Annotated in this window: 16 protein-coding genes; 8 read left to right on the forward strand and 8 right to left on the reverse strand. The window is 46.2% G+C overall.

Going from position 1 to position 20393, the window contains the following annotated elements; genetic code table 11:
* Positions 1 to 202: 202 nt before the first annotated feature.
* A complete protein-coding gene (locus V2I46_01760; GenBank protein ID MEE4176214.1) occupies positions 203 to 673 on the forward strand; it encodes a DUF4293 domain-containing protein in 471 nt (156 codons plus the stop codon).
* Here V2I46_01760 and V2I46_01765 read toward each other — a convergent pair whose 3' ends face one another.
* Genes V2I46_01765 through V2I46_01775 form a run of 3 tightly spaced genes read right to left on the reverse strand, consistent with a single transcriptional unit; the run spans position 674 to position 3631 of the window.
* Complete coding sequence (locus tag V2I46_01765) at positions 674 to 1747, reverse strand: alanine racemase (protein ID MEE4176215.1); 1074 nt, start codon at positions 1745 to 1747, stop codon at positions 674 to 676.
* Between the two features lie 12 nt (positions 1748 to 1759).
* Positions 1760 to 2197, reverse strand: a complete 438-nt coding sequence (locus V2I46_01770) for a GNAT family N-acetyltransferase (protein ID MEE4176216.1) — start codon at positions 2195 to 2197, stop codon at positions 1760 to 1762.
* 9 nt (positions 2198 to 2206) lie between these two features.
* Complete coding sequence (locus V2I46_01775; GenBank protein MEE4176217.1) at positions 2207 to 3631, reverse strand: sodium:solute symporter family protein; 1425 nt, start codon at positions 3629 to 3631, stop codon at positions 2207 to 2209.
* 169 nt (positions 3632 to 3800) lie between these two features.
* Between V2I46_01775 and V2I46_01780 the strand changes: the two genes are divergently transcribed.
* The 4 genes from V2I46_01780 to V2I46_01795 all read left to right on the forward strand — a co-directional run bounded on the left by V2I46_01780 (position 3801) and on the right by V2I46_01795 (position 7407).
* On the forward strand, positions 3801 to 4769 hold the full coding sequence (locus V2I46_01780) for a TIGR01212 family radical SAM protein (GenBank protein MEE4176218.1): 969 nt from the start codon (positions 3801 to 3803) through the stop codon (positions 4767 to 4769).
* Positions 4770 to 4787: 18 nt separating this feature from the next.
* On the forward strand, positions 4788 to 5357 hold the full coding sequence (locus tag V2I46_01785; GenBank protein MEE4176219.1) for a TIGR00730 family Rossman fold protein: 570 nt from the start codon (positions 4788 to 4790) through the stop codon (positions 5355 to 5357).
* 127 nt (positions 5358 to 5484) lie between these two features.
* Entirely contained in the window at positions 5485 to 6417 is a 933-nt protein-coding gene (locus tag V2I46_01790; protein MEE4176220.1) for a universal stress protein, read from the forward strand.
* Positions 6418 to 6510: 93 nt separating this feature from the next.
* The gene (locus tag V2I46_01795) at positions 6511 to 7407 is read left to right on the forward strand and encodes a universal stress protein (protein MEE4176221.1); all 897 of its coding nucleotides are present in this window, start codon (positions 6511 to 6513) and stop codon (positions 7405 to 7407) included.
* 2 nt (positions 7408 to 7409) lie between these two features.
* Here V2I46_01795 and V2I46_01800 read toward each other — a convergent pair whose 3' ends face one another.
* On the reverse strand, positions 7410 to 8672 hold the full coding sequence (locus tag V2I46_01800) for a 3-phosphoshikimate 1-carboxyvinyltransferase (GenBank protein MEE4176222.1): 1263 nt from the start codon (positions 8670 to 8672) through the stop codon (positions 7410 to 7412).
* Positions 8673 to 8681: 9 nt separating this feature from the next.
* Positions 8682 to 9764 (reverse strand): 3-dehydroquinate synthase, encoded by a 1083-nt coding sequence (gene aroB / locus V2I46_01805; GenBank protein MEE4176223.1) that lies wholly within the window; start codon positions 9762 to 9764, stop codon positions 8682 to 8684.
* Between the two features lie 133 nt (positions 9765 to 9897).
* On the opposite strand from aroB, the gene V2I46_01810 reads away from it, so the two are divergent.
* On the forward strand, positions 9898 to 11067 hold the full coding sequence (locus tag V2I46_01810; protein MEE4176224.1) for a proline dehydrogenase family protein: 1170 nt from the start codon (positions 9898 to 9900) through the stop codon (positions 11065 to 11067).
* An 81-nt stretch (positions 11068 to 11148) separates the two neighbouring features.
* Here the strand turns inward: V2I46_01810 and V2I46_01815 are convergent, their stop codons facing one another.
* The 3 genes from V2I46_01815 to V2I46_01825 are packed head-to-tail and all read right to left on the reverse strand — an operon-like array spanning position 11149 to position 15111.
* The gene (locus tag V2I46_01815; GenBank protein MEE4176225.1) at positions 11149 to 11964 is read right to left on the reverse strand and encodes an RNA methyltransferase; all 816 of its coding nucleotides are present in this window, start codon (positions 11962 to 11964) and stop codon (positions 11149 to 11151) included.
* An 18-nt stretch (positions 11965 to 11982) separates the two neighbouring features.
* Complete coding sequence (locus V2I46_01820; protein MEE4176226.1) at positions 11983 to 14409, reverse strand: hypothetical protein; 2427 nt, start codon at positions 14407 to 14409, stop codon at positions 11983 to 11985.
* Positions 14410 to 15111 carry a protein-L-isoaspartate(D-aspartate) O-methyltransferase gene (locus V2I46_01825; GenBank protein ID MEE4176227.1) on the reverse strand — a complete coding sequence of 234 codons (702 nt, stop codon included), beginning with the start codon at positions 15109 to 15111 and terminating at the stop codon, positions 14410 to 14412.
* Between the two features lie 244 nt (positions 15112 to 15355).
* On the opposite strand from V2I46_01825, the gene V2I46_01830 reads away from it, so the two are divergent.
* Both V2I46_01830 and V2I46_01835 read left to right on the forward strand, forming a co-directional pair.
* Positions 15356 to 17743, forward strand: a complete 2388-nt coding sequence (locus V2I46_01830; protein MEE4176228.1) for a TonB-dependent receptor plug domain-containing protein — start codon at positions 15356 to 15358, stop codon at positions 17741 to 17743.
* 232 nt (positions 17744 to 17975) lie between these two features.
* Positions 17976 to 20390, forward strand: a complete 2415-nt coding sequence (locus V2I46_01835; GenBank protein MEE4176229.1) for a TonB-dependent receptor plug domain-containing protein — start codon at positions 17976 to 17978, stop codon at positions 20388 to 20390.
* Positions 20391 to 20393: the final 3 nt, after the last annotated feature.

Consider the following 20393-nt stretch of genomic DNA (forward strand, 5'->3'; position numbering starts at 1 on the left):
AATTGGTATTATATAAAAGAAAAATTCTGAAACGAATGCAGGAATTGAAGTGCAAATATAAATATTATTGTAATAACAAAAAAATAATAAACGTTTTTCCTGGCCGCTGAGCTTAATTTTCTTGTTTTGACAGGAACAGGGGCCTTATGTTAATCAATTTTTTAATTTTGCATTTGCAGAAACCCCTTAAAACCTTAAACCTATGCTGCAACGCATTCAAACCCTGTACTTATTGCTGGTGGGCATTTTTGCCATCTTATTGATTTTTCTTCCCTTGGGAAGTTTTTCTTCTGAGGAAGTACGCGTGTCTCTCGGCATTCTGGGGCTGGGTTATGCCCCGGGTTTTCCAGGAGAACTTCCCGGCCATTGGCAGGCTTTTGTTTTGCTGGCACTGGTGCTGGTTATTCTGGTTTTAACCTTTTATACCATTTTTCAGTATAAACGCCGCCGTTATCAGATTCAGCTGGGGAAATTCAATACCCTGCTTCACATGGGCCTTATTGTCACAGCCTTCCTTTTTATTGATCAATTGTCAGGGAGTTTAACCAGCGGGACTTTCCGTTATGGTGCAGGCATTTTTCTGCCACTGGTTTCGATGGTGCTGATCCTCTTGGCCAATCGCGCCATAAAGAAGGATGATGAACTGGTTCGTTCGGCTGACAGGATTCGCTGATCAGTCCTCCACTTTTTTGATTACATAATCGGAGTTAAAGAGGGCCAAAGCCCCCATATATTTCAGCTTGAAGTGAACAAAGTCGCCCATTCTGTATTTTTTGGGGTTGGTGCCCAGATCAATGACCAGAATATCAGAACTGGCACCGGCAATCTGAAGGTTTTTGTCCATCGGGATCAGAAAGTCAGGCGAAATATCGAGTAGTCCAATATCGAGCAAGGCCCTGAACGAGGTCTTTCCGTAATCTTCGTTTTTTATTTCATACGTTTCACCGGAAGGATTTTCCTGCATCACGCCTTCAGGCACCTTGGGCTTTTCCTGAAGTTCGATGATCTCTGCCTTCAGGGTAATGACGTCATCTTTCATCCCCTTGATGGTTTTTCCGGTAAAGAGATTGGCACCGAAATAGAGGGTTTCGCCCACCCGGAGGTGGTTGACACCCGCTGGAATCTGTTTTTTAAAGACCAGGGGAATGGTGACGCTGGAACCCCCTGAGATCCACTGCATCTTCCTGTTAAACCGCAATTCAATGATTTGTCTGTAAAGGCTCAACTGCACCAGTTTGTCGTGCGAGGGCATGACCCCATACAAACAATTGAGGTTGGTGCCCAGCCCGATGATCTCGAGGTTTGGCAGACGGAAGACCTTTTCATAAAACTCGACCAGTTTTTCACCCAGCACCCCTTCGCGCAGGTCGCCCATCTCAACCATGATTAAGGCCTTGTGCTTTTTGTTTTGCTTCACTGCTTCCTGAGATATCAGCTCCAGGGTGTGAAAGTCAGTGTTGAAGCTAATGTCTGCATATTTGACCAGGCTGCGGATACTTCGGCGGGGAGGGGGTTTTATATACACCGTCTGTACAGTGGGGTCGATTTGCTTGATGTGCTTGAGATTGCTGATGCGGGAATCATGCAACTCCCTGGCACCCATATCAATCAGTTCTTTGAGAAAGATTTTGTTTCCGCAGAGCAGTTTAGAAACAATACCCCATTCAATATTATTTTCTTCCAGCAGGTTTTGCAGGAATTCAAAATTGTGCCGGAGTTTGCTTCGGCTTAAACTTAATTCTGCCATGATTCTTTGTTGTTAGCGCATTAAGCGCATTTCAAGATATTTGCTGGTGAATCCGAGTTTCTCATAAAGGAAGCGGGCCGGGTTGTTGGGCTCAACATGCAGTTTGATACTTCCTTCGGCCTGATCAAAAGTCTTCTTCATGAGGGTTTTACCCAAGCCTTGACCCCGGTAATCCTTATGAACGGCAATATAAACAAGGATGTTTTCGGGAATATAACCTGCCATGCCGGTTTTGTTGATTATCACAGCGCCAGTAATTTGGCCCTTGTCCCTGGAAAGGACGATAAAACCGCCAAACTTGGTTTTTTCATCCATGGCAAAGTCAATGCAACGCATGATGGCATCGTGCTCATCGCCAAATTCGTCGAGATGTTCGAAAAGGAAATCAGCGACTTCTTTTTTCTGTTCGTAAGTGATCTGATCTTTTGGAGTGTAAATTGAATAGTCCATAATACCGTTTTATTTTTTATGCAAGTTAAGAATTAAAAAAGTGACCAGTGAAATACTGATTCCAAAAATGTTGGCATCCAGCCCAAGTGGCAGATCCCAGTTACCGGCTATGAGGGTAATGGTAGTCCCGCCGCCTAAAAGCATGGCCCAGAAAGCGGCCCTGCTGGAGGGATTTTTCATAAACAGCGCCCCAATGACTGGTACAAAAAGTCCGGAGACCATAAATGCATAGCTGTAAAGCATTAACTCAAGCACGTTGGGCATCACCGATGCAAGCAACAGGGCCAGAACCCCCAAAACAAGGGTAAGGATCTGTGACAGGATCAGGAAACTTTTTTTGCCTGTAATATGTCGTGTCCAGCGCGAAAGAATGTCGGTCTGGAAGTTTCCCGAGGATGCCATCAGGCAACTATCAGCAGTTGACATAATGGCCGAAAAATAAGCTGCCATCATTAGCCCCATCAATCCCACAGGGAGAACTGTTCTCAGGAGCAGGGGCAAACCCATTTCAGCATCGATTTCACTGATGGCCGAATAGCCCAGATATTCGAACATTCCCTGTAAAATGGCCACCCTGGCAAATAATCCCAATAGCACGCCCATAAATGCCATAGTCGGCCATTCGAAAAGCCCTGCCACAAACCAGGCTTTCTGAGCTTCACGCCTGTTGCGGGAAGCATAAATGCGCTGATAAAGTGTCATGCCCACAAACCAGATTGGAATGATGGTCACGCCCCAGTTGAGCAATTGCTGCCAGCTAATGTTTCCCAGGCTGAAGAATTGCGGCGGAAGCGCGGCCCGTATTCCCTCCATCCCTCCAACGCTGATGTAACCAATGGGAATCCCAATGAAGATTAACCCTGCCATGAGAATAATCCATTGAACCGTGTCGGTGTAAATCACGGCCTTAATACCTCCCATGGCGGTATAAAGAATGACAATAGCGCCCATGATGATCAGGGCAGTTTGCATATTAAGCTGAATAAAGGTGGCAGAAGCCAGTTTTGCTCCTGCCAGGATCTGTGAACTGGTAAAACCAAGGTATCCAATGGCAGAAATAACTCCTGCCACCAGCGCCACACGCTTGTTGTAAAAACTGCCAAGGAACTGGGGGAAGGTGTAGAACTTGCGGGTCTGTTCAAGTTTTTTGACCCTTGGAATAAGTAATACTGCACTCAGCCAGGCACCTATCAAGCCGGTAAAAAGCATCCACGAGCCTGCCAGGCCCATGATAAATCCCAGGCCTCCCAATCCAATGGAGAATCCTCCGCCCACATCGGTGGCAACCACCGATAAACCTATATGCCAACTGCCGATCTTACGGCCACCAACATAATAGTCCTCCACTCCCTGGTTCAGTAGAAGAAACCGGACACCAATCCCAATGACTACCAGCATATATGCAGAAAACACCAGGATGTCAATAAAATGCATTGAGTTTTTTTACAGGTGATTAAGGATGCAAATGTACTAAAAATATATGTAAAAAACAAAATTAATATCCTAAATAATTGAAATACAATAATTAAGGAAAATGTATAATCAAAAATAATTTATTTAAAAAAAGGATTTTTTTTCCTTTAATTTTGCCTGAAAAAGGACAATGGATTTTCCGTGGGGTAACCGGAGGCGTTTCAATTCCTGGGCCGATCAATGCCGGCAGATGTATGGAAGCCGTTTGCAGCGGGTTTCCATTCATGCGGGTTTCAGTTGCCCCAACAGGGATGGGACCATTGGTTTGGGAGGTTGCGCCTTCTGCAACAATGAAGCCTTCAGCCCGTCCTACTGCCAGACAGGATTGTCGGTGACTGCCCAGATCGATCGGGGGCTTGCTTTCCTTAAAAAACGCTACAAAAACCCGGAGATTTTTCTTGCCTATTTCCAAGCCTACACCAATACTCACGCCTCGCTAGACAATCTGAAAGCACTATATGGGGAAGCCTTGTCTCATCCAGAGATCAGGGGTTTGGCTATTGGTACCCGCCCCGATTGCATTGACGAAGAGAAACTGGATTATTTTGCAGCCTTGTCGCGCGATAGGTTTATCTCTATTGAATATGGCATAGAGTCCTGTCATAATGCCACATTGGAACGGGTCAACCGTGGGCATACCTTCGAAGATTCAGTAAGGGCTATTGAAATGACTGCCTCCAAAGGTTTGCATACCGGTGCGCACCTGATATTTGGCCTTCCCGGAGAGACGCGCGAACAGATGCTGTCGCAGGCTAAAACCCTTTCAGCACTGCCCCTGAATTCATTGAAGTTTCACCAGCTTCAGATCGTCAGAGATACCCCCATGGCGGATGAATATAAAGGGTATCCGGAACATTTTCAGCTTTTTTCTCTTGAATCGTATGTGGAATTCATCGTGTCGTTTATTGAACGCCTCAGGCCGGATATCAGCCTCGAGCGGCTTTCGGGCGAAGTACCCCCACCTTTCCAGGTAAGCCCCGGATGGGGTAAGGTCAGGAGTGACCACATCATATCCATGATTGAGGCAAAGCTGGAAGAGAAGGATACCTGGCAGGGGAAGTTATGGGGAAAACAGGCAGTTGAAATAGGCCATACATAATAGTAAAATAGAAGTCTTATGAGAATCTGCGTTTTTTGCTCTTCAAGTAATTTTCTGGATGAAAGGTTTTATGAGGAAGCCCGCCTGCTGGGGACCCTCATCGGGAAAGAGAAGTTTAAATTAGTCTATGGTGGTACCCATGTTGGCTTAATGGGGGCACTTGCCCTTGCAGTCAAAGAGGAGAAGGGGCTTATCACCGGGGTCATTCCCCAACTGATTTTTAATAAGGGGATTGCTTATGATGGTGTTGATGAACTTATTGTTACCCGCGATTTGCGCGAAAGGAAAGCCACCATGGAAAGGATTTCCGATGCTTTTATTGCCCTTCCTGGTGGATTTGGCACCCTGGAGGAATTTTTTGAATTGGTGACCCTTAAACAATTACAGGTTCATTTTAAACCTTTGGTGATCATCAATACCCTGGGTTATTTTGATGAACTGATTGTCTTTTTCGAGCGCCTGTTCAAGGAGCGCTTTGCCTCCGATCGATTTAGAAATCTAATATATGTTGCTGATAATCCGGCAAAATCTCTTCAATATATCTCCGAATATAAACCAGAATTTATTGCAGATAAATGGACTCCGTAGGAAGAAAATAATGTGGTTAAAAAGAATAACATAATGAAAAAATATCTATATTTGTAAAGGTGAACGACTTATTTAGGAGGTAAAATCATCCCCATGTGCAGGATAAGTCTCTAAAGCGGGAGGTATCATGAGCCACGCGAGAAACAAAATTCTTGTTCCTGTTGACTTCGGAGAACAGGCCGAGGTCGTTCTTGAACAGTCCTATCCCATTGCCCGGGTGTTTGATGCCGAGATCCTTATGCTATTTGTTATTGAGGATGAAGCCGGATTCAGCAAGCTGATCTCTCCTGATGAATACCTCAACCGCTTAATGCACCAGGCCAAAAAACAATTTGATCAGATCGACCAACTGGTGGCTCGTTCAGGCAAAGGAACCAGTATCCCCATTTCTTATATCATAAAAAAAGGCAAAGTTTACGATAAGATCATTGAAACCGCTCTTGAGCAGGATGTCATTCTGATTATTATGGGGCGGGATGCCGGTGACACCAAACGCGTCCGTCGCTTTATGGGCAGTAATACCTTTAATGTGGTGCGTGAAGCCAATTGCCCAGTGATCACACTGAAGGGCGACAAAGTTTATACGGCATTCCGTAACATCCTTGTCCCCATCGACCTCACAGGGCAAACGAAGAAACAGGTTCAGAAAGCATTGGAATTTGGTACCTTTTTTGGCGCAACGATTCACCTCCTTTCGGTCATGTCAGGAGAAGGAAAAATAAGGAAGCTTAAGAAAAATGTCCAGATCAACCAGGTCAGGAATGCCATCGAACGCCACGGGGTGAAATGCACCAGTGAAATCCTGATTGGGATAGGGCAAGATATTCCTCATGATATTTGTCAGGTTGCCAGACGCATAGAGGCAGATATGGTCATCATCATGACCCAGCAAAAAAAGAATTTCCCGAAGTTCTTTGTTGGATCCATTGCCCAGGAGATCATTTTTCAGGCTTGCGTACCGGTGCTGAGCATTACTCCGAAGGCAGAATTTAATCCAAAGGTAATCACTTCCTTTATCGATCCTTTGAACGTAATGAATACCAAGCAAGATAAGGAATAAACTGTTTTTTTTAGATTATTTTGCCCTGGGCCCTGAAGATTTCCCTCATTTTTTTTATTTTTATAAGTTTTTTTAAACCAAATCCCAAATTGGATGACTGATTCTTCCCGTTATCATATCCTTGTTCCCACAGACCTTACCGAGGTTTCCAATTATTCCATAGACCATGCAACAGAAATTGCCCGAATATTCAATCATAAGATTGTCTTGCTGCACGTTGTGAGCAAAAATGTGCTGGGGACTCCCAAGGAAGAGCAAATCACCCAAAAACTTAAAGAGAACATAAAGCTTATCCAAAGCCGCGCCGCGCTTAATGTAAGCTACCTGATAGAAGAGGGAAGCATTTTTAACACCATCAGTGAGGTAGCTGACCGGATCAGGGCAGAGTTTATTGTCATGGGTATCCATGGCAAGAAAGGGGTTCAGCACCTGATGGGGAGTTATGCCTATAAGGTGGTTTGCAGTGCCAATGTGCCTGTGATGGTGGTTAAACACCTTCATCATCACGTGGGTTATAAAAATATTGTTTTACCCATTGATTTCATGCAGGAGAGCACCCAGAAAATCCTGAAAGCCGTCAGGTTTTCCAATTATTTTGGAGCATCCATCCGGGTCTTCGGATTTCTGGGGACCCGTAATAAGGCCACAATTTTTCAAAAGGAAGCTTTATTGAAAAAGGTGAAAGACACTTTTGCAGATCTCGGCGTGGAGGTCACTACAGACCTTTGTGTAGACCCTAATAGAGACTGGGCAGAGGCATTAATGCACTTTTCTGATGGGATTGATGCAGATCTTATTCTGATTGTGGCTGAAAAAGACATCCAGGTCCCCGATATTTTTTCATCAAATTCCACTGAACGGATCATTGATAAGGCCGATGTGCCTGTTCTAACCGTTGTTCCGAGTCCTGATGACGGGGATTCTGAAAATGAAAAGACCCTCACGGTCCGTTCTTTTATTGACCCCTTGGGATTAACCGAAAAAAGGTAGCATTATTTTTTTGCTGGTCTGGGTTCGTATACCAGTTTAAATCCTGTTGACCTCAGGCATTCCCAAAATTTTGGAAAGGATTTACCCACGACTTCCGGATCCCGGATATCAACCTGCCCTTTGACAAGGGCAAGGGGTGCGCAAGCCATTGCCATACGGTGGTCGTGATAGGTTTGGAAGGTAATCTCCCCTGGCAGCACTGGCCAGGAGGTCTTTCGAAGCTGCCAGATACCTTCTTCACGGGGTGCAAGGATATATCCAAGTTTGGCGAGTTCTGTCTGCAAGGCTTTGATGCGGTCCGTTTCCTTTAGCGGCAAGGTTTCCAATCCCCTGAACACGGCTTGGATATTCCTGCCGGCAAATGCCATGGCCATGGTCTGTGCAAGATCGGGATTTTCATTGAAACCAAAGGAAACAAATTCGGGGTGCCCCCTGGTTTTCTCAGCTGTTGCTCCTTCTGCCGAAAAAGTAGTTGTAATTCCTAAATGATCGAACCATTGCCAGACGACCTCATCGCCTTGAAGGCTTTCGTTAGATAGCATCGGGAAGAAGATCTTCCCTTTTTCTGACAGCAGCAAAGCCTCGTAAAAATAGGAAGCGGCCGACCAGTCGGGTTCAATAGTGATGTCCTTTGATTGGTAGAGGCCAGGGCTGACCTGTATTACGTTACGTTCCCAGCGTGTTTCAATTCCAAAGTAACTCATTAACCCTAAAGTCATTTTAATATATGAAGTGGAAACCGGCTTGCCTTTCAGGGTGATTTCCAGCCCTTCCTGAAACGTAGGGGCAATAAGCAACAGGCTGGTGATAAACTGGCTGCTGGTATCTGCATCTATGTCGACTTTACCTCCAGTGAGCCTCTTTCCTTTGATTTTGAGTGGGGGGAAGCCAGCCTTTCCCTGGTATTCAATATCTGCTCCCAGGTGCTGCAGGGCGCTGACCAGCGGGCCAATGGGGCGCTCTTTCATCCGTTCGGACCCTGTCAGGTAATAGGTTCCTGGTCTTGTCGCAAGAAAAGCGGTAAGGAAACGCATGGCAGTTCCTGTATGGCCAGCATTGATGTCAGGTGTGATGCCAAGGGATTCGAGGGCCCGGGTCAGAATCAGGGTATCTTCAGCATCCGATAAGTTGTGAACATTGAAACCTTGAACGGATAATGCTCGGATGATCAGCACCCGGTTCGCAATGCTTTTTGAAGCCGGCAAAGATACCTTGCCATTTACAATGTTCCCTTCCGGGGCTGTGACTAACAAAAGATTTTCCATGATGCAGGCTTACTGATCCTGAAGGATCTCTTTCAACTCCACCAGAACACTAATTATATCCTCTTCGCTGCATTCTTGACCAGTGATGACCTGTCCTGGTCGTCGCAACAGGCTGAAACCTGGAATGCCTCGCTGGCTCTTTTTATCGTGCTGAACAAATTCCATGACTGAATGGATGGAAGCCTCAGTAAAGTCATAATACACAGCAAAATCAAAGAGAGCCGAAAGGATTTCTTCCACATAAGTCTCGTCAAGGAGGTTCATCCTTTCGGACAGGAGGATTTCACCCATCATCCCCAGGATGACAGCTTCACCGTGTAAGAGGGGATTTGCGTCGTTCAGCAGAGAATAAGTCTCAAAGGCGTGGCCTAAAGTATGGCCGAAATTAAGGGATTTCCGGATATTCCGTTCCAGGGGATCGCGTTGGACAATGTCAGACTTGATCTCCACCGAGATCCTGATCTGCTCTGAGGTGACATTTTCCGGGCCGCCTTCAGCAAGTTCCTTGAAAAAGGAATATTCTGAGATAAGCCCGTGCTTAAGCATTTCTGAGAAGCCATTGTTGAGGTCCCTTTCGGGCAAGGTTTGGAGGAACTCCGTGTCGATAAATACAGCCAGGGGCTGTGCAAAAGTGCCAATAACATTTTTAATACCGTGGAGGTCGATTCCCGTTTTTCCACCAATACTGGCATCAGCCATGGCCATAAGGCTGGTCGGGACATGAACAAATCGAATGCCCCTTTTAAAAACAGAGGCGGCGAATCCGCCCAGATCGCAAACAACTCCACCTCCCAGGTTTATTAATACCGAATTCCTGTCGGCAAGCTTGTCGGTCAAAATCTCCCAAACCGATTGACAGGTTTCCAGGTTCTTGTGCTTCTCTCCTGCAGGAACTTCAATAACCTTGAGGGGAAACCCATCGGGGAGTTTTTTGCGCAACAAGGGAAGGCAATGTTCACGTGTGTTCTGATCTGTTAACACAAAAACAGATTCCCCTGACTTCACATGGAAATCGAGAAACTTTGCAAAATACTTTTCTTCCTTGCTTTCGAAGAATACTGGATGGTTCAGCATGCGTTCTTCTTGACTCATGGCTGCCAAATTTTTAACAAATATATTATAACTGCCAAATCTTTTACAATTTATACATTTATTTTCAAACACTTTCTTATTGTGTTATTTTTCCGCTTAGGAATTCCTTAATTTTGCAGCAAATTTTTTTTCTATGTTCGCATTTGATAATACCCGTGTCGCTTTTCACGACAAGAGCAATTGGGAGCTGAAAAAAGCTTACTGGCTTTTCCGTTTGATTGGGAATCCCTGGCTGGTTAAGATTGGTGCAGGGTTTACCCGTTTTGCTCTTTCAGCCAAACTGCCGATAAGCTGGGCCCTTAAACCGACAGTGTTCAGCCACTTTTGCGGGGGTGAAACCATTGATTCATGTGATGCCACCATTGAACGACTGGGAAGATCTAAGATAAAAACCATACTTGATTATTCCGCCGAGGGCAAGGAACGGGATGAGGACTTTGATTATACCCGAGATCAGATTCTGGCCACCATGGACAAGGCACTGACAAATCCCTACATTCCTTATGCAGTATTCAAACCTACAGGTGTTGCCCGTTTTGCCTTGTTGGAAAAGGTACAGGCTGGAGAAAGCCTGAACGAAGATGAAAAGAAGGAGTGGGATCGGGTCAGGGGACGGGTTCTTAAAATTTGCCAGCGTTCCCATGATTCGAAAATCCCCGTAATGGTAGATGCTGAGGAAACCTGGATCCAAAATATCATTGATGAACTGGTTGAGGAAATGATCTTCCGTTTCAACCGCGAAAAGCCCTTAATATACAATACGCTTCAGATGTACCGGCACGACCGCCTGGATTACCTGAAAGACCTGAACAGGCGTGCAAGGGAAAAAGGTGTGTTTACAGCAGTGAAGCTGGTGCGTGGGGCATATATGGAAAAGGAAAGAGAACGTGCTGCTGAAAAAGGCTATCCCTCGCCAATATATTCCGATAAGCAAGGTACAGATAAGGGTTATGATGATGCTGTGGCTTATTGCATTGAAAATGTAAAGGATGTTGCCGTGTGTATTGGTACCCATAATGAAATAAGTTGTCAAAAAGGTGCAGAGAAAATGATCAGTTTGGGTGTGCCCAAAAACCATCCGCATATTTCCTTTTCCCAGCTGTTGGGGATGAGCGACCAAATCAGTTATAATATGGCTGCTGAAGATTTCAATGTGACCAAGTATATACCTTATGGGCCTGTCAAAACCGTGGTGCCTTATCTCATCAGACGGGCTGAAGAGAATACCTCTGTTGCCGGGCAGACTTCAAGGGAGCTCCTGTTATTGGGCACCGAACTGGAAAGGAGAAAAAAGAGTCAATAGGATTAGTCTCTCATTTCCCGGGGTGAATTCGGGAAGGAAGGAATCGAATTTTTCTGAATATCCGATAGGCCCAAAAATCGCTTAGTTGGGCCTGGGATTAATTCTTCTCTGCCTGACCGCCTCAAAGGTAACAATGGCCACAGAAGCGGAGACGTTCAGTGAGTCTATTATTCCTCCCATAGGGATTCTTATCACGCGATCAGCCTCCTTGAGCCAGTCTTTGCTCAGGCCTTTGTCTTCTGCGCCAAAAGCAATGGCAGCAGGTTCTGAGAAATCCACATCGAAATAGAGATGGGCAGTATCTGGCGATGAAGAATAATATGGAATGCCCCTTTCCTTCAGCCATTCAATGGCTTGCTTGCTGCTGCACTCAACAATCGTCTGACTGAACACACAACCCAGGCTAGCCCGGATGGCATTGGGATTGTAAAGGTCAGTCCTTGAATCACAAAAAAATATGGCCTCAACGCCTGCAGCATCTGTGGTCCTGAGTATTGCTCCCAGGTTCCCGGGCTTTTCTACCCCTTCAAGGATTATGATCAGGGGATTTTCTGAAGGTTTATAATCTTCCAAATGCAACGGTTGACCCTTCCCCAGCATAAGAATTCCTTCAACCCCTTCGCGATAAGCGATTTTTCGATAAACGGAATCGGAAACCTCAAAAATCAGGTTGTCATCCAGGCTTTTAATGTCAATGGGATAATTAGGATCAGGCACATAGAGTTCCGGGCATACGATCAGCTTTTCCACAACAATGCCATGCCGTAAGGCCAGTGATACCTCGCGGCGGCCTTCCACCAAAAAAGTACCGGTGCTTTTCCGCTCGTTTGCTTTCTGCTGAAGCTTAACGAGGCTTTTTACCAGGGGGTTCTGTAGACTGCTGATATGGGTTCGCATATATATAAATTCTTGCCGCTAAGAAACGGATTTTTTCGGAAATATTTTTAATTGCAGCGAAAAAGCTAAGGCTGCAAAAAAGTAAGCCAGGCCGGCAGCCATGAGGACTATCTGGAATCCTTTTTCAACAGCAATGAGGGTTGCCAGCGAAGTGCTGATAACGGAGAGACAAGCATTGATGCCCCAGGCCCAGGCAATCTGGCTTTCTCCTTTCTTGCTCAGAAGCCGGATGCCCAATGGGAAAAGCATTCCCATGAAAAAGGAAGGGGTTCCAATGGCCATCACGCTGATTAATGCTTTCCAGGGCATTGCCAGAGACAGGGTTGAACGTATTAATGGCGTAAGCCCAAAGCCAACCATAAGCAACAAGGCTGATATCAATAAGGCCAGCCTTCGGATGAGGCTAATGCTGGCTTGCCTTTTCTGTGACAGCAGGCTTCCCAGACCGCTGAAAAGCATCATGGTGCTGATTACGGCGGTTACCGCAAATACTGGCTCTCCAAGATAAAGTACAAATCGCTGAATCAGGATAATCTCAGCGAACATATACCCGATCCCCAGGGCACCAAAATATACCAGGGTCGCGGTTTTTCCTGAGGTAGCTTTTTTCAGGGCAAGCAAAGGCAGAACGATCAGAATCACCGAAAGGATAATGCTCTGCAGCAATGTTACCAGGAGGGTCAGGTATCCCAGTTCAAGAAAGGGTATCTGCACCCATCCAAACACCCCGGCAATGTGTTTCAGGCTTTTCAACCTCAGAAACTGGGAAAAATAAGGTTGGTCGTCAGTTGAAGGCTCAATGGCAAATCCGTAATTTGGCAGGGCTTTAAAATCACCCTCAACGATTTTGTCCAGATTTTCAAAATACTGAATGTCCTCCAAAAGGTTGTATTGCTGCCGTTCTTCTTCTCTGAGGTCTGGCAGCAAAAGTGGGTCAAAAAACATTTCCTGGCAGAATGCCCTGATGTTCTCACGCTCACCTGCATTGATGATACCCTGTTTCAATACGAAAGTGGTGGAGCCCCACGACCGTATGGCTGCCAAATGATCCCGGGGATTCTCTACACCTGTTGCTATGGCTGCCTGGGCGAGGGTGGCAGGGATTTTCAGGCTGGTACGGGGCGGATAATCCTGCCAGGTAGACACGGCCAGCATCCCGTCCGGTTTTAAGTGCTCCAGCATTTCAATAAAGGCCTCCTGAGTATAGCTGTATTCCTCGCGCAAGGCATTTACCCCTGAGGTTCCGCCAAATCCCTCAAAAAGAGGAAGAACGATTAAGTCATAATCTGGTGTGCTTTCCCTGGTTAGGAAAGCCCTTGACTGCATGCGATAGATCTCGACTTCGGGTAAATGAAACAAATTACCGGATTCTTCCCTGAGTTCACCCTTCATCAATTTTGTCACTGCATGATTCTCAATGACCGCATCCACCTGTTGGGCTCCATTTGAAAGGGCATGGGAAATAACGACTCCTGTGCCGGCATTGATACAGAGCACCCTCTCCTTCTTTCCGTTAAGATAGGGAAGCATTTGGGTGGTATAGTCAAGAATATGATCAGTTCGGGACACTTCATAAGGTATTACCGGTCCATAATAGTTCCCGTTCACAAATACGGAATGCCCCCCGGGGATTTCTTTTCCATATTTAAGACTAACCGCAGGAGCATATCGCTGGGCAGATGAATGAACAACTTCCACTAGCCCGTAAATGGATGGCTTGCTCAGACTTACCTCTGCTTCCGGCAAATGGAGTGTTTTGGCAAGGGCTTTATATTCTGATATTTGAGGTTCAGCAGGCTGTGTCCAAACTGTCAGCAAAAGCCCAATGAGAGCTATGGGTATTGAAAACAACCTCCCCATCCGCCCCGCAAGAATTGCACCTGAAACCAATGACAGCAAACCGATCAGTAATGGACCCTTGGTGGGGAAGAAATAGTTCATGATCACCAGGGCCAGAATGCCGCCCAGGGAGGAACCAAGCAGGTTTGAAAAATAAAAGTTTCCGATCCGGCTGCTTTTCTGAATAAAAATGATGCCAATTGCCAGCGACCCGGAAAAGAAGGGGAGGAAAAACCAGAGATAAGTAAGTAGCAGGTTCAGCCAGCCTCCTCCGCCCGAAAACAAAAGGAATACATCAAAGCGAAGGATCTCTCCACGACTTAATGGAAACACCAGCATCATCAGGATGCCGCTTAGGGCCATCGATGAAGGTACAATCCATTTTGCATGACGAAGGATTCTTTTGCGGGTCAGTGACAATAAGGTCCCGCTGGCCCCAAAACCCAGCATGGCAATGGAAATGACCATATAGGCAAAATGATGCCACTGAACGATAGAGATCAATTGCATAAGCGACAACTGAAAAGCAATGATGGCTGCTGAGTGAAGCCCAAGGCTTATCAACAACCATTTTTCATTGCTTGGGAATGGGTTGCCGGCTTGCATTTATTCACTCCTTCTGAAGGGTACAAAACGCACCGGCATAAGGCTTCTGGTGGTGTATCCCCGTTTTTTCTTTTCGATAAGCATTAATTGCTGGGTCAAATAAGGTGAGCCCACAGGGATGACCATTTTTCCTCCATCCTTCAACTGCTCAATGAGAGGCGGAGGGATGGTTCCGGAAGCAGCCGTAACAACGATTGCATCAAAAGGACCGTTGTCTTCCCATCCGAAATATCCATCGGCAATCTTGATGCTGACATTGTTGTATAACTCATTCAAAAGCCGCCCAGCTGACTTGCCCAACTCAGGAATGATCTCAATGGTATACACTTGCTCGACCATTTCGGCCAGTATCGCAGCCTGGTAACCCGAACCTGTTCCAATTTCAAGTACTTTGAAATGGTGTTGGGGGTCAATGATCTGGGTCATATACCCCACCATGAAGGGTTGGGAAATCGTTTGTCCGTATCCAATGGGCAGGGGCCTGTCGGCATAGGCATTTGGTCGCTGATCGGCAGGGACAAAAAGGTGGCGAGGAACACGTTCCATAGCCTCAAGGGTGCCCCTATGACGGATACCCCTGCCTTTAATCTGTGCTTCAACCATTTGCATGCGGGCTATTGCATAAGGATCCTGGCTTCTCTGGAAAGAAACCGACACCAGCATGGTCAAAAAGACAAACAAAAAGATTTTTCTCCTGTACATAGCTTAGCCCCTGTTTTTGTGCAGATAACACAAATTTATTCATTTAAAAACCAAAATCCAAGGACGGGAGTAGTTGCTTATCATAGCCCTTACCAGGCAAGATTTTTACCAGGGCATTTTATCAGTCAAAAACTTTTTGAAAATTGCCAAAATAATCGGATGTTTGATGTGCCTTTGCAAAGCATTCAACCAAACATACCTAATCCTTGTTATATTTTAAGAAAACCAGAAAAACAAATTTACCATGATGATCTCCCGTCGTTTTTTGATTTTATTCAGCCTGTTGTTCATTTTTTTTCAGGGCTTTTCCCAGGTAAGCACCCGCACAAGAAGTGTGCTTGAAAATCTCCAGAGATATACCCTGGAATATCCACAGCAAAAGGTCTTCCTGCATCTTGATCGCAAGGAATATGTTGCGGGTGAGAACATCTGGTTCAAAGCCTATTTGGTCCAGGCTGGTTCTCACATCCCTGATTCTTCGAGCACCAGCCTGAATGTTGAACTGTTTAATGTGAACGGTCAGGCTGTTGCCTTGCACCTGGTGAGGATGCAGGACGGTTTGGGGTATGGGCAAATCTCCCTCCCCGATTCCTTGCCTGAAGGCAATTATAAACTCAGATCCTACACCAATTGGATGCAGAACTTCCCGGAGTTATTATTTTTTGAGCAAGATATTTTTGTTCATAATCCAATGGAGCAAAATTTCATCCGGCGTGCAGACATCCGGCGAAACCGCAATTTCAATGAAGAACTGGAAGAAAAAAAGGAGGAAGTGCAACTTGGTTTGTTTCCTGAAGGGGGACAATTTGTTGCCGGCGTTGAAAACCGGGTAGCTTTCTTTGCTGCCGATGGGACAGGCTCTCCCTTGCAAGCCACGGGGAAAGTGATGGATGCGGATGGACAAATTTTGGGTTCCTTCAAAACCAATGAATTAGGAATGGGTTTGTTTGCGCTTAGCCCCCTAAACGGACAAACTTACAAGGTAGAGTTGGAGGTACCTGGCAAAGGCGTAAAAATGTTTTCTTTTCCCGAAGTGGTTCAGCAGGCTTATGCCCTAAGGGTTGATGCCGATGCTGAAGAGGTCTCGGTTCAAGTCCGGGCAGGATTTGACCCAGCGACCTTCAATTTGCCTGCCGACGTTTTTATCATTGCACAATCTGGCGGGAAAGCCCATTTTATTGAAGAAGGCAAATTACTTGACGGACAATTCAGCACAACCTTCTCAACCAGTCGCTTGCCCACAGGAGTAACCCAGATTACAGCTTTTGATGCAGTGGCTACCCCTGTGGCCGAACGCTTAATTTTTGTGGATCACAACGACCATTTGCAACCTGATCTTGACCTGAACAGGGTTCGGGTGGGTAACGAAAATGGCCTCCAGGTTGATTTTAGACTGGATTTTGTTGAAGGTAGCGGGGAATGGGCTCACCTGTCCCTGGCAGTGGAAGGCTCAGAAAATCCCTTTTATGTGCCTGCCCCCAATATCCTTACCGAGTTATTGCTTAGAAATGACCTATCCATCAACCTTCCCAACCTTCAGGCATTATTCCCGGGTCAGGGCAATTCAGCTGAAAAGCTTGACCTGATTATGATGACACACGGATGGCGCCGTTTTCATTGGAAGGATATTCTGAGTGGTGAATTTGCCCAACCGCAATACACCAAACCACAGGGACAGGTTCTGTCTGGCCAGTTGACATCTATGAATACCGACCAGATTCCCTCCGCGGTACTCCTTGAGATTGCCATTGTGCAGGAAGGCCGTGATGTTTATTCAACGCAAACCGACGAAAAAGGGTTCTTTAAGTTGGAAGGCCTGGATTACAATGGTTATTATACAGCTGAATTCAGGCTGCCCAATGAAAGTCGCCCCCGGGGCTTCAGGCTAAGGGTGGATGGAACTGAAACGGCTACCCGTACTTTCTCTATGAATTCCTTTACCCGACCCGTATCGGTACTGCAGCGAGGCGAAAACTGGGAAAGGGTTTCCAATCCCAATGTGTTTGCCGTGGCTTCCAAAGCCAGGGAAATTGCCCAGGAAACTCAAAGCATTTATGGAACCCCCGACCAGACTATATACATGGATGACGTTTCTGTGAACTACTCTAATGTGCTTGAAGTCTTCAGGGGAAAGGCAACGGGAGTCACTTTTGTTGGCAACCAGATCAGAATTAGGGGTGAAGGAAGCATTAATTCAAGCAATGAACCTCTTTTCATGATGGACGGTGTGGTGGTCACCCCTGAGGTATTGTTGAATTTGAGGCCCACTGAACTAGACCGTATTGAGATCCTCAAAGGCCCCAGTACAGCCATCTTTGGAGCCCGTGGTGCTAATGGCGTCATCATTGCCTATTCCAGAAGAGGCGCAACCCAAGGCCCCCAGTTTCAGTACAACCTGCTTGGGTTTGCCACGCCCAGAGAGTTCTTTAATTCACGCATCCATCTTGATTACAAAAAAGAAAGGGGTATTACGCACACACTTTTTTGGGAGCCTGGAATCATGCCTGATGAACGAGGTCGTTTCGGAATGGGCTTTCCAATCAGGGAACAATGGAAACATGCCAGGGTTATCGTGCAGGGCATTCATAGTAGTGGGAAACTGATCTGGTCTGAGGTGAATCTCAATTATTAATTCCACCCCAGAAAACCCGAAGGTTCTTATCACTGGTTTCTTCATTTGATTAGTTGTTATTGTTGGCTTTTGACTATAATTATTTAAATAGTCAGGCTGGATGCCCTTTTTTTCAGGGGCCGAGGTTAACGAATCTTTTAAAAATGGTTTAAATTTCGTAACTTAAACGCATATTTCGTGATAGGGGGGCGAGAAGGGAAAATTCATTAACATAAATGCAGGAGGAATTACCATGCGATCGTTAATATACTTAATCAACCTTGCCGTTTTAACAGGATTGTTTTTGCCGCAGCAGGCCATGGCTGAAGGGCCCTTAATCCCTTCTGGTTATGAAGCCTACACCCCATATCAGGTTATCAATGGTTTTTATGAGTCATTTCCTCAGCAGAAGGCTTACATCGACACCGATAAAACGAACTACCTGGCCGGGGAGGTCGTTTGGTTGAAGGCCTATGTTGTTTCGGCCAAAACCCATGTGCCCGATACTTCAACCACCAATCTTTTCGTTGAGTTGATCAGTGCCCGCAATGAGGTCGTTGATTTTATGATACTCCGCTTGAATAATGGCTTTTCAAGTGGTTATATCCAATTGCCCGATTCCCTGAAGGGTGGGAGTTACCAGTTGAAAGCATACACCAATTGGATGAATAATTTTGATAAGGATTTTATTTTTCTCAGGGAGATTTATGTTCATAATCCTGATGAACCCAATTATATCACCAGGGCTGAGATCCGTCAGAACACCCGTTTCAACGCTGACCTTGAAGAAAAAAAGGAACACATGCAGTTTGCCTTTTTCCCCGAAGGAGGCAACCTGGTGGCCGGACTTGAAAACCGCCTGGCTTTTAAAGCCGCAGATGCCCTGGGGGCAGGGCAGGAGGCCAAAGGTACCCTGCTTGACGATCAGGGCAGGAAGGTGCTTGAGTTTGTCACAGACCACGATGGCATGGGGGCTTTCACTTTTACCCCCAATGCAGCTCTATCATATACGGCCCAGGTTGAGTTTGGTAATGGGCAAACGCTTTTCTCACCCTTACCAGCAGCATTAACCCAGGGCTACTTGTTGCGTGTCGATTCTGACCCTGGGAATATTCAGATTCAGGTGAATGCAAATTTTGATCCAAATAGTCTGAATATGTCCTCCGAGCTTCTGCTACTTGGACATACCCGTGGGCAAGTTTGCTATATGGGAAAGGCGGATCCCAAAAACGGAAGCTTCCAGACGGTAGTTCCCGCAGAACGTTTTCCTGAAGGCATTGCTCACTTTACCCTCTTTGACCCCAACGATACCCCCGTGGCCGAAAGGCTTGTATTCGTCAGGAGATCCCTGGATTCGGAAGATACTCCTGAAGTCGATTACGAGCTCAGTTCGGGTGACAGTCTTGTCGTTGTAGATTTGCTGTTTGACACTGCAAGCGACCTTTCCCCATCCGAGGCCAGCTATTCGTTATCGGTAGTTGAAAAGTTTGGATCCCTTCCTGAAAATGGGCAGAATATTGCTACCTATCTGTTGCTTTCAAGTGACTTTGGTTCCACCCTTTCCGATCCCTGGTATTATTTTGCAGAAGATACCCCCGAAAGGAGGCAGGATCTTGATTTGCTGATGCTGACACACGGCTGGAGAAGGTTTGTTTGGAAAGACCTCCTGGATGGTAAAAAACCCGAGATACTTTTTAAAGAATTGCATGGCCTTACCCTGGCTGGACAGGTTAAACCAGTTTCCTCCGCCAGAGAAACAGGTGAACTCAACGTGGAAGTTTCAGTGGGATACACCGACGACCGTAAAACCCTCAGAACGAAAACGGACAACCAGGGATTTTTTGCCTTTACCGGTCTGAATTATGAGGGAGACTTTTCGGCGCTTCTCTCTGTGGAACGAGACCGTAGGGGCCGTATTTACAAAGTAAATCTTTTCGGGAGTACCCGTGAAACCACATCCTATGTGAAAGGGCCCGGCACCCGGCCTTACGAAACCCTTGAAAGAGGCCCTGATTGGGAACGCCGTGATCGCCCTGGATTCTTCAGCCGTCTTTTCAACCGCCCAAGCACCGGTGAAGAAATGAGCAGTCCCAGTATGTTTGGGGCGCCCGATCAGGTGATTTACATGGAAGACCTCAACGTAAATTATACCAATGTTTTCGATATCATTCGTGACCGGGTGACAGGCCTGAGGGTTATCAATGGGGAAATCACCCTGAGGGGCCCTTCCAGCATCAGGCTGAGTAATGAACCTATATTCTTTGTTGATGAGGTCCAGGTCAACGCCAATAGCTTCCTTTCCATTTCTGTTTCTGAAATTGAAAGAATCGAAGTGCTTCGTGGACCCAGCACGGCTATACTCGGCAGCCGGGGAGCCAATGGCGCCCTTTTAATCTACACCCGCAGGGCTGAACATCAGCACCAATTCTCCTATGAATACCAACTTAGGGGATATCACGTTACCCGCGATTTCTTTATTTCCAGGATTTCTACCAGCAAATACTTCGATCAGGAAGTCCCCCGTACGATTTTATGGGTGCCCAACCTGGTCCCTGATTCTTACGGACGTGTCAGGGTAAGGATACCTTATTCTGAGGATCCTGATAAATTGCATTTTAGGCTTGAGGGGGTGGATCGTCTTGGGCAAATCAATTTTCTGCAATTCTGACCG

Source organism: Bacteroides sp. (assembly GCA_036351255.1).
Classification (GTDB): Bacteria; Bacteroidota; Bacteroidia; order Bacteroidales; family UBA7960; genus UBA7960.

What these genes read in the sequence shown, in the direction of transcription:
- aroB (MEE4176223.1), bottom strand. Translation starts at nt 9,764, where the DNA reads ATGAGTCAAGAAGAACGCATGCTGAACCATCCAGTATTCTTCGAAAGC.
- V2I46_01770 (MEE4176216.1), bottom strand. Translation starts at nt 2,197, where the DNA reads ATGGACTATTCAATTTACACTCCAAAAGATCAGATCACTTACGAACAG.
- V2I46_01780 (MEE4176218.1), top strand. Translation starts at nt 3,801, where the DNA reads ATGGATTTTCCGTGGGGTAACCGGAGGCGTTTCAATTCCTGGGCCGAT.
- V2I46_01775 (MEE4176217.1), bottom strand. Translation starts at nt 3,631, where the DNA reads ATGCATTTTATTGACATCCTGGTGTTTTCTGCATATATGCTGGTAGTC.
- V2I46_01785 (MEE4176219.1), top strand. Translation starts at nt 4,788, where the DNA reads ATGAGAATCTGCGTTTTTTGCTCTTCAAGTAATTTTCTGGATGAAAGG.
- V2I46_01810 (MEE4176224.1), top strand. Translation starts at nt 9,898, where the DNA reads ATGTTCGCATTTGATAATACCCGTGTCGCTTTTCACGACAAGAGCAAT.
- V2I46_01760 (MEE4176214.1), top strand. Translation starts at nt 203, where the DNA reads ATGCTGCAACGCATTCAAACCCTGTACTTATTGCTGGTGGGCATTTTT.
- V2I46_01790 (MEE4176220.1), top strand. Translation starts at nt 5,485, where the DNA reads ATGAGCCACGCGAGAAACAAAATTCTTGTTCCTGTTGACTTCGGAGAA.
- V2I46_01830 (MEE4176228.1), top strand. Translation starts at nt 15,356, where the DNA reads ATGATGATCTCCCGTCGTTTTTTGATTTTATTCAGCCTGTTGTTCATT.
- V2I46_01815 (MEE4176225.1), bottom strand. Translation starts at nt 11,964, where the DNA reads ATGCGAACCCATATCAGCAGTCTACAGAACCCCCTGGTAAAAAGCCTC.
- V2I46_01825 (MEE4176227.1), bottom strand. Translation starts at nt 15,111, where the DNA reads ATGTACAGGAGAAAAATCTTTTTGTTTGTCTTTTTGACCATGCTGGTG.
- V2I46_01820 (MEE4176226.1), bottom strand. Translation starts at nt 14,409, where the DNA reads ATGCAAGCCGGCAACCCATTCCCAAGCAATGAAAAATGGTTGTTGATA.
- V2I46_01795 (MEE4176221.1), top strand. Translation starts at nt 6,511, where the DNA reads ATGACTGATTCTTCCCGTTATCATATCCTTGTTCCCACAGACCTTACC.
- V2I46_01765 (MEE4176215.1), bottom strand. Translation starts at nt 1,747, where the DNA reads ATGGCAGAATTAAGTTTAAGCCGAAGCAAACTCCGGCACAATTTTGAA.
- V2I46_01800 (MEE4176222.1), bottom strand. Translation starts at nt 8,672, where the DNA reads ATGGAAAATCTTTTGTTAGTCACAGCCCCGGAAGGGAACATTGTAAAT.
- V2I46_01835 (MEE4176229.1), top strand. Translation starts at nt 17,976, where the DNA reads ATGCGATCGTTAATATACTTAATCAACCTTGCCGTTTTAACAGGATTG.